Origin of the sequence: Paenibacillus herberti, assembly GCF_002233675.1 — a bacterium.
GTDB classification, from domain to species: Bacteria; Bacillota; Bacilli; order Paenibacillales; family Paenibacillaceae; genus Paenibacillus_O; species Paenibacillus_O herberti.
This window is the reverse complement of record NZ_NMUQ01000002.1, coordinates 924,755-937,431: the sequence shown is the minus strand read 5'-3', so window position 1 is coordinate 937,431 and position 12,677 is coordinate 924,755. Positions and strand designations below refer to the sequence as shown.

Annotated in this window: 10 protein-coding genes; 2 read left to right on the top strand and 8 right to left on the bottom strand. The window is 52.7% G+C overall.

Translation table 11 applies throughout. The features are described from left to right. Positions 1-9 precede the first annotated feature (9 nt). Together urtB and urtA are read right to left on the bottom strand one after the other, a co-directional pair. Positions 10-915, bottom strand: coding sequence for an urea ABC transporter permease subunit UrtB (gene urtB / locus CGZ75_RS16595; protein ID WP_089525371.1), 906 nt, complete (start codon positions 913-915; stop codon positions 10-12). Positions 916-1,019: 104 nt separating this feature from the next. Beyond that, the gene (gene urtA / locus CGZ75_RS16590; protein ID WP_089525370.1) at positions 1,020-2,300 is read right to left on the bottom strand and encodes an urea ABC transporter substrate-binding protein; all 1,281 of its coding nucleotides are present in this window, start codon (positions 2,298-2,300) and stop codon (positions 1,020-1,022) included. A 451-nt stretch (positions 2,301-2,751) separates the two neighbouring features. Here urtA and CGZ75_RS16585 point away from each other — a divergent pair, with 451 nt between their 5' ends. Then, entirely contained in the window at positions 2,752-3,228 is a 477-nt protein-coding gene (locus CGZ75_RS16585; protein ID WP_089525369.1) for a hypothetical protein, read from the top strand. A 216-nt stretch (positions 3,229-3,444) separates the two neighbouring features. Here the strand turns inward: CGZ75_RS16585 and CGZ75_RS16580 are convergent, their stop codons facing one another. From CGZ75_RS16580 to pth, 4 genes are all read right to left on the bottom strand, one after another. Further along, entirely contained in the window at positions 3,445-4,500 is a 1,056-nt protein-coding gene (locus tag CGZ75_RS16580; protein WP_089525368.1) for a peptidylprolyl isomerase, read from the bottom strand. Between the two features lie 217 nt (positions 4,501-4,717). Beyond that, positions 4,718-8,257 carry a transcription-repair coupling factor gene (mfd, locus tag CGZ75_RS16575; protein WP_245850884.1) on the bottom strand — a complete coding sequence of 1,180 codons (3,540 nt, stop codon included), beginning with the start codon at positions 8,255-8,257 and terminating at the stop codon, positions 4,718-4,720. 293 nt (positions 8,258-8,550) lie between these two features. Continuing rightward, complete coding sequence (locus CGZ75_RS16570; protein WP_089525367.1) at positions 8,551-8,784, bottom strand: anti-sigma-F factor Fin family protein; 234 nt, start codon at positions 8,782-8,784, stop codon at positions 8,551-8,553. A gap of 73 nt (positions 8,785-8,857) precedes the next feature. Beyond that, positions 8,858-9,418, bottom strand: coding sequence for an aminoacyl-tRNA hydrolase (pth, locus tag CGZ75_RS16565; protein ID WP_089525366.1), 561 nt, complete (start codon positions 9,416-9,418; stop codon positions 8,858-8,860). Between the two features lie 221 nt (positions 9,419-9,639). On the opposite strand from pth, the gene CGZ75_RS16560 reads away from it, so the two are divergent. Then, on the top strand, positions 9,640-10,080 hold the full coding sequence (locus CGZ75_RS16560) for a hypothetical protein (RefSeq protein ID WP_089525365.1): 441 nt from the start codon (positions 9,640-9,642) through the stop codon (positions 10,078-10,080). Positions 10,081-10,186: 106 nt separating this feature from the next. Here the strand turns inward: CGZ75_RS16560 and CGZ75_RS16555 are convergent, their stop codons facing one another. Together CGZ75_RS16555 and glmU are read right to left on the bottom strand one after the other, a co-directional pair. Then, positions 10,187-10,831, bottom strand: coding sequence for a 50S ribosomal protein L25/general stress protein Ctc (locus CGZ75_RS16555; protein WP_089525364.1), 645 nt, complete (start codon positions 10,829-10,831; stop codon positions 10,187-10,189). A 230-nt stretch (positions 10,832-11,061) separates the two neighbouring features. Beyond that, positions 11,062-12,459, bottom strand: coding sequence for a bifunctional UDP-N-acetylglucosamine diphosphorylase/glucosamine-1-phosphate N-acetyltransferase GlmU (gene glmU / locus CGZ75_RS16550; RefSeq protein WP_089525363.1), 1,398 nt, complete (start codon positions 12,457-12,459; stop codon positions 11,062-11,064). Between the last annotated feature and the right edge of the window lie 218 nt (positions 12,460-12,677).

Below are 12,677 nucleotides of genomic sequence, written 5' to 3'. Positions count from 1 at the left end.
CCTCCCCCTTCAGTCTAGCGACCGGGTGCGCATGGCGACGAATCCTTTTGGCTTCCATTGAAGGAAAGCTACGATACACAGGAATACGAGCACCTTGCCTAGCGATGCGTCCGTCCAATATTCAAATAGCGAGTTTGTCAGGCCGATGCCCAGCGCTCCAAATACGGTCCCAACCAGCTTGCCAACGCCTCCCAGCACAACGACCATGAACGCGTCCACAATGTAGTACGTACCGATGGTCGGCCCGATAGGGCCAATCAGTGTCAGCGCACAGCCGGCGACGCCAGCCAGACCGGAGCCGATGGCGAACGTCATGCTATCCACCCGCCGGGTTGAAATACCAAGGCAAGCGGCCATATCGCGATTTTGCATAACTGCCCGCATCCGCCGTCCAGCTGCGGTTCGATAGATGTAGAGGAACATCGCCAGCAGGCAGACCGCTACGAGGCCGAGGATGAATAACCTTTTGTAAGGTAAACTCAATCCGCTCGTTACGGTAAGCCCTCCCTCCAGCCAGGAGGGGCTCTTCACGCCGACGTTCGGTGCGCCGAACAAAGTCCGGGCCAACTGCTGCAGCACAAGCCCAACTCCCCACGTAGCGAGCAAGCTGTCGAGCGGCCTGCCGTACAAGAAGCGGATCAGCACCTTTTCCAGTAGCAGCCCGATGAGAAACGCCGCTACGAAGCTCGCTAAGATCGACAACAGGAAGTACTGATCGAACCAGGACGCGGGTAAATACATCTGGAACAGCCTTTGGGTCAGGTAGGTTGCATACGCTCCCACCATAATCAGCTCACCGTGAGCCATGTTGATGACGTTCATCTGCCCAAAGGTTACTGCCAGGCCGAGCGCAATCAGCAGCAGGATGGAGCTGACGCTGATGCCGTTGAACAGTTGCAGCCAAACTACATCCATCTCTTTCCCTCCCGGCTCTTTTCGACTTGCCCGGTCTGCCTTACAGCATATCGGGCTTGATTCATTTCGGGATCACCCCGATTTTGATCCTGAACGCCATACATTTAGCTGCCGGAGCTTAGTCCCGCTGCCCATGTGTAGGATTTCAAATACGGATCTGGCTTGACTGGCTCTCCTGAGTTCCATAGCTCTTTGAACTGACCGTCCGCCTGCACCTCAGCGATCCGCACCGTTTTGTACAGATGCTGCGTCTCACCGTCGATCTTCACCTTGCCCTCCGGAGCAGCCCACTCCAGCTCTTTGGCCGCTTCCTTAACTTTGTCGACATCAGTGGAACCAGCCTTCTCAACTGCAGCCGCCCACAGATAAACAGCAGCGTAACCCGCCTCGATCGGATCGGCCGTTACCCGGTCAGCGCCGTACTTACCCTTGTAAGCCTCCACAAAAGCTTTGTTCTCCGGAGTGTCCGTCGTCTGGTAATAGTTCCAAGCGGCCAGATGGCCCGCCAGAACATCCGCGCCGATGCCGCGTATTTCTTCCTCCGCCACCGATACCGATAGCGTCGTCAGGTCAGCCGAGCTGATGCCAGCGTCTTTCAATTGCTTGAAGAAGGCCACATTACTGTCGCCGTTCAGCGTGTTGAACACGATGTCCGGCTTAGCTGCCATGATTTTGCTGATAATCGTTGTGTAGTCCGTGTGTCCAAGCGGCGTGTATTCCTCCCCGGCCAGCTCGCCGCCCTTGGCTTCAAGCTGCGCCTTGATGATCTTGTTAGCCGTTCTTGGGAAAACGTAGTCGGAGCCAAGCAGGTACACCTTTTTGCCGCGATTTTCGAGCAACCAATCAACCGCCGGCACGATCTGCTGGTTCGTCGTCGCTCCTGTATAAAAGATATTTGGTGATGATTCCAAGCCCTCATACTGCACCGGATACCATAACAGGCCGTTCAGTTCCTCGAATACGGGCAGCATTGCCTTGCGGCTAGAGGAGGTCCATCCTCCGAATACGGTCGCTACTTTGTCCTCGGACAATAGCTTACGAGCTTTCTCGGCAAAAGTAGGCCAATCGGAAGCTCCATCCTCGGTGACGGGAACGAGCTTTTTACCAAGCACGCCTCCCTTAGCGTTGATCTCTTCGATAGCCATCATTTCCGCATCTTTCACCGACACCTCGCTGATCGCCATCGTACCGCTGAGCGAGTGGAGAATGCCGACCTTGATCTCGCTGCCGCTTTCACTGGATGAAGCGCCTGACGCTGGAGAAGCAGACGGAGATGCAGCCGGGCTGTTCTGAGCGCAGCCCCCTAACACGAGCGCTAGCGATACCGCTGCCAACAGGCCCGTTACGATGACATGTCGCTTGCCCTTGCTCTTTATCTCTCTCATTTCTCTCTCCACTCCCCTATTGAATATCCGAACGTTATAATTTCGGACCAATCCATCGTTCGTGATTCGTATTATAGTGGCAGGACGAAATCAATGTCAACATATCTTACATGAAATTATGAAAAAAAGGACTAAATACCTCATTAAAATTTAAATGACTTATTTAAATGGGAGGTTATAGTACATTATCCCTAGATGTCAATTCGTTTCCCTTAAAATAGTTACATATAATGTTAGCTTGTCTCCGTAAATCAAAAGATCCACGCTATATAACTAGAACTGATTAGCACGTGAACGCCAGTGCAAGATTTAGAAAGAAAGAACATATGTACCATTACAAAAAATCTAACGCATGGGATTGGTAATTATTGAACGTATCTCGTCTCTCACTAAATGTGATAGAGTAACCAAACTAAAGAAAATGGTAAATAAAAAAGGGGAAATTCCAGTTATGAAGAAAAAAAGTGCTTTGTTAGTAGGCCTGTCTGTACTATCACTGACAGCAGCTCTGACGGTTGCATCTGCATCACCAGCAAATAATGCAATGGTTCCATCAGAAAATACAACATCTAGCCAAGGAAATGAAATTACTCCTAGGGGAGTTATGGCAGTCGATAACGAGATTGTGAATGCACCGATTGCGGGAAGCAGCTACACAAAAAATTTTAACATACAAGCCAATTTCGGATGGGTCAAAGTTTGGGTTCAAAATAAATCTACTGAAACCCTGACTGTCCGAGTTACTCAAAGTACTCTTTCAGGAACTCAAAAAATGGTATACACTGTGGCACCTGGTTCAAGTTGGACTGAATATGGAACAAAACCATGGGCAACGGGTACTCATTGGATAAGTATTAGTACTAAAAACGGTGGAAATATGTCAGGGTTACTTTCTGTTAAACTGGCAAACACGAAAGAAGAACTTTAAGGGTTGTTTAAAAAACTCATAAAAATGAAAAAAAATCTCTCTGATGAGAGATTTTTTTGTTGGTTGTATTTAAGGAAATTAAATCACCTACATAGAATAAGGGAGAATGGCTATGAGATAAGTCGTCATAGATAATGCATCCTTCTAAGCACCCAAACGACAAAATACGTACCAAGAGCAGCTGCTGCTCTTGGTACGTCCCAGGGGTTAAATCAATTATTTACCGGAACCGCCGTTATTCGCTGCTCCGCCTTCATTTGCCGCTCCGCCGTTGTTAGCGGCGCCGCCACCGTTTTCATTGCCGCCCGCATTAGCTGCCGGGCTCTGTTCTGGATCTTTGAACTCTTCTTTTTTGGTGATCAGCTTAGGAACTTCATTCTGCATGTAGTCATTAAGCTTCGTCTGGGAAATGGTCATCTTGACCTCTTCTTTAGCAGCATCGAAGGTAGGTAGGTCCCGTTTCTCCACCTGAATGACATGATAGCCATATTCGGTCTCGACAGGCTCGCCTACAACACCGATCTTCTGCTCAAGCGCCGCTTTCTTAAAGTTCTCTACCCAACCGCCAGCCGGCTGCTCAGCATACTGACCACCACTTTGTGCCGAACCTGGGTCTTCGGAATATTCCTTAGCGATCGCGTTCCAATCCGCTCCTGACGCTTCAATCTTCGCCTTGGCTTCCTTGGCGCGTGCAAGCGCATCTTCCTTTTTGCGCTCCTTGCCCGCTGGATCTTTGAAGCCAACAAGCACATGGCGCAGCGTGACTTTCGTCAGCCCCTCTTTGTTCTCATCATAGTACTTCTGGGCTTCCGCGTCGGTCACTTTAGCGGCCATCACTTCCGACACGCTCAGCGACAGTGCAATGAAGTCCTTCACATCGGACGCCTCAATGGAGTTATCCTTCATGTTTTTATCAAGCACTTTCTTGGTATAAGCATTCTCGATATCCAGATACTGCTTGTCCGCTTCTTTAACGGCTTTATCCTTCATTTCCTTGGTTGCTTCCTTATTCACCAGCTGGTACCCGATGTACTGGTCCAGGATCATGTTTTTGTAAGCGGCCATGTCCAGGTAAGCACCTACCTGCGGATTCACGACACGCAGCACGTTCGTAAAGGTAGTGAACTCCTTCTCGGTTACCGTTCCACCTTTAAATTCAGCGATGTTATTTTCTTCTTTTTTGCCGCATGCGGCGAGGGCCAAAGCCAACACTGCTGCGATCACGATCAGCAGCGTGCGGCGCAGAGCCGGACGCTTGTTGGAAATTACCATAATCGTCTCCTCTCGGTCTGTTAAGGCATGTTATCAGTGTACCAGAAGTTGCAAGGCAACGCATCAAAGCAGTATTGGTGCAAAGGGAGCGAGGGTTCTTCATTTCCGCGAGACTGCCTTTAAGGCAAGGCCACAGACTGCCGGAACCACACAGCGCTAAGCCCCACAGAAGAGCCCCTCTCGTCCCCCATTGCTAACCAACATCATTCTAAAACACTCACTTACCAGCGGCATTTTCCAGTTCGCTGCCTTGCTGGATTGCCTCAGCAAATCGCTTCAGCAGCTTAAGCGTCAGCTCCAGCCGCTCCTCACTGCCAAGTCCCTTACCGCGCAAAGTTAGCTCCATCGCATCGCCTTTGCCACTTCCACCGATGCGGCGGAAGCGATTCTCGAACGCCAGGCATAACCCGTCGATGGCTCGTGTGTCAGCTTGCTGTGACGCAGACGCGCTGAATTTCAGCGTCCATTCGTCATTTTTGCCAGCGCTGATCGACTCGATGCCGTAACGCGCTCCGTATACTTTGAGACGGCCGACATCCAGCAATGTGCTAACCGCTTGCGGCAGATCGCCAAACCGGTCGGTCAGCTCGTCGAACAGATCATCCGTATCCTCAAGCGAAGAGAGCACGGCCACCTTTTTGTAGATCTCGATTTTTTGGATGCTGTCGTAAATATAATCCGAAGGCAAGTATGCGTCCAAGCTGAGGTCGATGACGGTATTGACCTTCTTCTCCGTCACTTGCTCCTCGCCGTACATTTCCTTCTTGCGGCTGGCGATCTCGTCGGCCAGCATCTGTGAGTACAGGTCGAAGCCGACCGAGGCGATGAAACCATGCTGCTCTCCCCCTAGCAAATTGCCTGCACCGCGAATCGCCAGGTCACGCATAGCGATTTTGAAGCCGGAGCCAAGCTCCGTAAATTCCTTGATCGACTGGAGCCGCTTCTCGGCGACCTCGGTCAGCACCTTGTCCCGCTGATACGTGAAATACGCATAGGCGATACGGTTCGACCTGCCTACCCGTCCGCGCAGCTGGTACAGCTGGGACAGGCCCATTTTGTCCGCGTCGTGCACGATCAATGTGTTCACATTCGGAATGTCCACGCCTGTCTCGATGATGCTCGTACTGACCAGCACGTCGGATTCACCGTCAAGGAAGTCGAGAATCGTCTTCTCCAGCTCCTGCTCCGACATCTGGCCGTGGCCAACCGCCACCTTCGCCTCAGGCACGAGCGAGCTCAGCAGCTCCGCCATCTGATAGATACCTTGCACACGGTTGTACAAATAGTACACCTGACCGCCGCGCGCCAGCTCACGCTCGATTGCCTCGCGCACCAGCCCCATATTGTATTCCACCACGTAGGTTTGCACCGGGAAACGGTTCTCTGGCGGCGTTTCGATAACCGACAAGTCACGCACGCCGAGCATCGACATATGCAGCGTCCGCGGAATCGGCGTCGCTGTCAGCGTCAATACGTCGACATTCGTCTTCAGCCGCTTCAGCTTCTCCTTATGGGAGACGCCGAAACGTTGCTCCTCATCAACGATGAGCAAACCAAGATCCTTGAACACGATATCCTGCGACAACAAGCGATGCGTGCCAATGACAACGTCGACGGTGCCGCTTTTCAGCCCTTTCATCGTCTCGGTTTGCTCCTTGCGGGAGCGGAAGCGGCTCAGCACCTGCACCTTGAACGGGAACTCGGAAAAACGCTCGCGGAACGTTTCATAATGCTGCTGCGCCAAAATCGTTGTTGGTACGAGAATCGCTACCTGCTTGCCCTCGATAGCCGCCTTGAACGCCGCACGCACAGCGACCTCGGTCTTGCCGTAGCCTACGTCACCGCAAAGCAACCGGTCCATCGGGCGCTGCGTCTCCATATCCTTCTTGATCTCGCGGATGGCGCGCAGTTGGTCCGGCGTCTCATCGTACGGGAACATCGCCTCGAACTCGTTCTGATAGTTGGTATCGAGAGCGAAGCCGAAGCCCTTCGCCTCCTGGCGCTGAGCATACAGCTTGATGAGGTCGTCGGCAATATCTTTGACGGAGCTGCGCACCTTGTTCTTGACGCGTGTCCACTCGCTGCCGCCCAGCTTATAAACCTTCGGTTCCTTCTCCTCGGAGCCGACATACTTCTGGATCAGATCGATCTGGTCGATTGGCACGGACAGCTTATCGCCACCGGCATAAAGGATATGCATGTAGTCCTTGTGAATGCCGCCGATTTCCAGCGTACCGATGCCCATATACTTGCCTATGCCATGATTTTGATGGACGACATAGTCACCGACCTTCAGCTCTGTATAACTCTTGATGCGCTCGGCATTGTCCATATTCTTGTCGACGCGGCGCGTTTTGCGCTGCTTCTGCGAGAACAGCTCACCCTCGGTGATGATGACCAGATGTGATCCCGGCAGCTCAAAGCCGCTGCCCAAACCGCCTTCCAGCAGCTGTGGAGGTTCGATATCATAATCGCCAAGCACACGCCGCAGGCGCTCCATCCGCTCGCCGGTACCGGCTAGCATCATGACTTTGGCGCCAGCCTTTTTCCACCGCTCCATCTCGGACTTGAGTACATTCATCTGACCATGGAAGTTCTGCATTCCCCGGCACATGAAGTTTAGAATATTCTGCGGCTGCGTATGAGGCACCTGGCGCAGGAACAACGACAGGAACAGTGTTGGAAACGGTCGGTGGTACAGCACATCGTCGCTCTCACGGGCGAGCTTGAAGCTTGGCAGCGACTTGCCGCTGCCAAGCAGATGGGCCTGCCATTCCGCCTCGTCGCGTTCGAGCTGGCGAGCCGTCTCGATCAGGCGTGTCGGCTCGTCGAACACGAGCAGCGTGTCCTTAGGCATGTAATCGTAGAGCGTCTGGCGCTCGGGATAGAGTAGGGCAATGTATTTATAAAGTTCGGGAAAATAAATATGCTGCCGCAGCCGTTCCAGCTCTGCATTCATCTCGGAGCGCAGTCGGTCCTTGGCGTTGCGGTCGGTCATTTTCTCCAGTTGCTGATCCAGCAGCTCGGACGCATGCTGAGCGGCTGCCGCGAAGCGCCGATCGTCAGCGATCAGCTCCTGGCAAGGCGGCACAATGTACGACTCCAGCTTCTTGATCGATCGCTGGCCCTCAGGATCGAAGGTACGGATGGAATCAACTTCGTCGTCGAACCATTCGATACGCACCGCTGAATCCGCTGTCAGAGGGAAAAAGTCAACGATGCCGCCGCGCACGCTCATCTCGCCGCGGTTCTCAACGCGATCAGCCCGCACATAACCGAGTGCATTCATGCGCTGCAGGAAAGACTCCATCGGCAGCTCACCGCCGACGCTTACCTCAATCTTCGCCTCCGCGACCACATCCTTGAGCGGCAAGTAGCGCCGTACTCCGGAAAAGGGAACAACAACAATCCCGCGGAAACCGCGGGACAGACGGATTAACACATTCATTCGCTGAGCGAGCATTTCGGGGCTGGAGATGGCCGATTCGGCCGCTACCAGCTCATTGGCCGGATAGAGCAGCACCTCTTCGCCGTCGCTCAGCTCCTGCAGATCTTCCGCGATTTTCTGGGCGGCGAACATATTGTGAGTAACGACAAGTAACGGCTGGTCGAATTCCCGACGCAAATTGGCCATCAGCACCTGACGGGAAGAGCCCGCGAGACCCGAGACCATCTGTTCCTTCATGCCCTTGCGGAAGCCAGCTACAACCGATTGGAAATCCTGGTCAGCGGCAAAAGCCTCTAGTAACGCTTTCAATGGGGCACCCCTTTTCAGTTGAAGCCTGGCATCTGCCTGCCCAAAGTCGTTTCACTCTGCTCTGCATCTACTCGTGAAGACGGCAACAAAGGCCTCCCGATGCAAGGGGCCTTGGACAGACAGCGGATCCTAACACGCAAAGAAGCCTCAGCTACCCGCCAAGGCTCTTGCCTATGTTACCCTACTAGAATTTAGAACTAATTGGCTAAATTCTCGGAATCCACACCGCAAACGTACGCCATCCATAGGACGGCGTAGGTAGTTGGCGTAGTTGCTTGTTATTTAATATGAATTTACTGCAGCGGGTTCGATACCAGCAACAGTTCCGGATTACGAGCGACAGCCTCACTGCAGTACTCGCAGATAAGCTTCAGGACCATATCGCCATCCGGATTATAGGCTATTATATCGCTGCGTTCCTCAAGGGTCAAGAAATGTAAGCCGAGCCGATTTTCCGTAATTCCCTGTAGACTGGAAATCGAACCTAGCGGTGTCCGGCAATGACGGCACTCATAATGAATCGCCATGGTGGGCCTCCTGTCCAACTTTTCGTTGTCTACAGTATGCCCACTTTATGGCTTTTTAATGATCTCCGTACGTTCAGCCGTTAAACTTGCCCATCGTATCATCAAATGGATTCTGCAGCGCATGCTCGGCCGCGTCGCAGGCCTTATCAATCATCGCCTGCACCGCCTCGCGGTCACTCTTCGGAAAATTAGACAAGACATAGTCGGCAATGACCATACCGTTTGTCGGCCGCGAGACGCCCATACGGATGCGATTGAAATTTTGTGTGCCCATATTTTGAATGATCGATTTGATGCCGTTATGACCGCCCGGTCCGCCCTGATAACGCAAGCGGATTTTGCCGGTCTCCGTATCCATATCGTCGTATACAACGATGACATCTTCCAGCCTCGCATTAAAATAATTCATGAAAGCCCGCATTGATTCACCGGATAAGTTCATGAATGTCATCGGTTTGATCAAATATACTTTCTCGCTGCCCATCCGGCCTTCGCCGATTAGCGCGCGGCATTTGGTCTGCGTCACTTTGATGTTCCAGCGCTCCGCCAGCGCATCCACAACTTTGAAGCCGATATTATGGCGGGTCTCCGTGTATTGCGGCCCGGGATTGCCGAGCCCAACGATCCATTTCATGCTTGCTGCCGCACCCCTCTGTAACAGTCTGATACGAAACACTGTACCACAAAGACAGCGGCTCCGCCCACTGTCCGATCCTGCACAAACGGCCCAGCTTGCCTGAATCCGAACCTATTTTTCTCTCTATCGGATAGATGCCTCGGTCCTGAAATCACTGCCAGGCATAGAATAGAGTCATAGAGTATTAGCTCGATCGATCTTAAATGGAGGAATTTATTATGAGCGAAGAGGCGACATTTAGCCGTTATAGCGGGAGTCGCATTGGAATGGTTTTGGTCTTGTTTATTCTGCTCGTTATCGTAACGAGTATGTTCAAAGGCAACGTTTGGGAGGATGACCCACCAGTGGAAGCAGCAGTAAAACGGTTTCAAATTGTAAACACAACAAGCGTTTATACATTTAATTTAGTCTCTCCTAAAAATATTCCAACCTTGCCTACTAGTGTTAGTTATGCACGATCATCAGAACTATTTACAATTCAAGGGACTGAAACAGCAGAATATGATATCCGTAATTCCGGCGTTAAATTCGGGACCTTTAGTTTTACAATGAACGGAAACACCGGAATAACAGGAGCTAGCGCAACAAGAAACTTTTCAGCCTATATTGATAATAACAACTTTTATGCCTATACGTTACGGGTATATAACTTTGCCTAGTTTTTTTCTGCAAAATCAATTGCAACTGCATTAAAAAAGGCTGCTCCCTCCGTATCGGAAGGAAACAGCCTTTTTCGTCTTTGCTGCTACGCCGCATTGCGGCGAGTTACTGCTCGTCGACCGCGTTGGCATCCTCGGAACGGGCAGCCGCCTTCTCGTCCTCTTTGGCCGCTTCGTCGGCTTCCTCCTCGGAAACCTCTTTTTGCGGCGCCAGTACGGCTACAACGATCTGCTCGGCATCCGTCGTTAGCTGCACCTTTTTCGGCAGCTTCAGATCGCCGACCGATATGTTCTCACCTACGCCGAGAGCGGAGATGTCCAATTCGATTGACTCCGGTATGTCATTCGGCAAACATTGAACCTCGACTTCATGCAGCGTCACCGACAGTACGCCGCCTTCGCGGACGCCTGTGGAATCGCCGGTAAGATCGATGCGCACCGATGCTTTAATTTCTTCATTCATATTGATCTGATGCATATCGATATGCACCAGCTTGCGGGACAAGGCATCGCGCTGTACATCCGTAATCATGACCGGCTGCTTGCCGGCTTTCGGGATACTCAGCTCAATAATTGCGTTGGGATGGGAACGAAGCAGATGGAGCACTTCCTTCTCGTCCAGGGAAATAACCGATGAAGATTCCAGCTTCTTGCCGTAAACCACGGCAGGCACCTTGCCTCCTTCGCGGAGCTTGCGCAGGCTTCCTTTGGATGCGTTGCTACGGGCTTCTGCTTGCATGGTAATAGCCATGATTTTCTTCCTCCTCTATAGGTCCTTGCACCTGTGGACGGTTGTCCAGCTTCCCCTAACTATACCCATCCTAGCTTTCGCTTAAACACAAGGCCATCTCCCAGCCGCTCCAATTATCCCGTTAACCTCCATGCACAGAGCAGCAGAATCCGCTACATAGGGGGCAAAAAACCGAACCCCCCACATAGTGTGGGGGGTCCGGTTCAGGTTGTTTCCGAATACAGCGCGCCTTAGTTCTGGCCCCGCTCCTTCTTCGCCTTAGCGCGAGCGCGGATCTTATCCGCGTAACCCGGCTTATTGACCTGGCGCTCGCGAGCGATAGCCAGATCACCGCCCGGCACATCATGCGTGACGGTGGAACCCGCCACGACATAAGCGCCGTCTCCGATATGCACCGGAGCGATCAGGTTGACATTGCTGCCGATGAAAGCATCGTTGCCGATGATCGTTTTCGCTTTATTGAAGCCGTCATAGTTGACCGTGATGGCGCCGCAGCCAATGTTGACGCCGCTGCCGACCTCGGCATCGCCGACATAGCTCAGATGGGATACCTTACTCTCATCTCCGAGCACGGCATTTTTGAGCTCTACGAAATCACCGATTTTGCAATCCTTGCCGAGCTTGGAACCCGGACGCAGGTTGGCAAAAGGCCCAATGGAGCTGCCCTCGCCCGCTTCGGACTTGTCGATCGTGCTGTAACGCACCGTTACGCCGCTGCTGATGACGGAATCCGTGATGTCCGCCTGCGGTCCGATGACGCAGTCCTCGCCGATGACCGTACGACCGCGCAGCACCGTACCCGGATAAATAATCGTGTCGGCTCCAATCTCGACTTCTGCCTCAATATAAGCGGCAGCTGTGTCGATGAAGGTCACACCGTTCACCTGATGGCGGCGCACGATGCGCTCGCGCATGAGGCGCTCTGCTTCACCGAGCGCAATGCGGTCGTTGACGCCAATCGCCTCGCCAAGATCGGAGGTGCAGTAAGCCTGCACCATCTGGCCCTCGGAGACGAAGATGCCGATAACATCCGTCAGATAATATTCGCCCTGTGTGTTATCGTTGGTCACGCGAGCAAGCGCCTCGAACAGCTTGCGGTTGTCAAAGCAATACGTGCCGGTGTTAATCTCCTGCACAGCCGCTTCCGCCGGAGAGCAGTCCTTCTGCTCTACAATGCGCTCTACTGCTCCCTCAGGGTCTCTGATAACGCGCCCATAGCCAGTCGGATCAGCGAATTCGGCCGTCAGCACGGTCGCAGCTGAATCGCTGCTCTCATGCAGTTCCAGCATCGCCTCGATTGTCTCCGCTGTAACGAGCGGCGTGTCGCCGCAGATGACGATCGTTACGCCTTCCTTGCCGCCAAGCATTGCTTCCGCCTGGAGCACAGCATGGCCCGTACCGAGCTGCTGCTCTTGCAGCACGAACTGAGCGCGTCCATCCAAGTAGCTTTGAACCTGCGCAGCTCCATGTCCCGTCACAACGACGATTTCCTCACAGGCCGCCTTTTCCGCTGTATCCATCACATGCCCAACCATCGGCTTGCCGCATACCGGGTGAAGCACTTTGTATAACTTCGATTTCATCCGCTTGCCCTGTCCTGCCGCAAGCACTACTGCCATCCGTTTCACCGCTGACATTCCTCCCTGTATTTCAATATCATCGATTAACCCGTAATCCTATATATATCCCATTCCTGCCAAACAAGCAACACAGCCTACCCGTCCAAAGACGGCATAGGGATGCGATGAAAAAACGAGAAATGATGAGGATGGGTATCCATATCGGCATAAAAAGAAAGGGAGCCCTGAGGCTCCCTCCTAAGTAAAGCTGGATTGTTCCGGCCCTG

Excerpts from the sequence above, each read along its gene's own strand:
- CGZ75_RS16560 (WP_089525365.1), top strand. The coding sequence starts at position 9,640 with ATGAGCGAAGAGGCGACATTTAGCCGTTATAGCGGGAGTCGCATTGGA.
- urtA (WP_089525370.1), bottom strand. The coding sequence starts at position 2,300 with ATGAGAGAGATAAAGAGCAAGGGCAAGCGACATGTCATCGTAACGGGC.
- urtB (WP_089525371.1), bottom strand. The coding sequence starts at position 915 with ATGGATGTAGTTTGGCTGCAACTGTTCAACGGCATCAGCGTCAGCTCC.
- CGZ75_RS16580 (WP_089525368.1), bottom strand. The coding sequence starts at position 4,500 with ATGGTAATTTCCAACAAGCGTCCGGCTCTGCGCCGCACGCTGCTGATC.
- CGZ75_RS16570 (WP_089525367.1), bottom strand. The coding sequence starts at position 8,784 with ATGGCGATTCATTATGAGTGCCGTCATTGCCGGACACCGCTAGGTTCG.
- CGZ75_RS16555 (WP_089525364.1), bottom strand. The coding sequence starts at position 10,831 with ATGGCTATTACCATGCAAGCAGAAGCCCGTAGCAACGCATCCAAAGGA.
- pth (WP_089525366.1), bottom strand. The coding sequence starts at position 9,418 with ATGAAATGGATCGTTGGGCTCGGCAATCCCGGGCCGCAATACACGGAG.
- CGZ75_RS16585 (WP_089525369.1), top strand. The coding sequence starts at position 2,752 with ATGAAGAAAAAAAGTGCTTTGTTAGTAGGCCTGTCTGTACTATCACTG.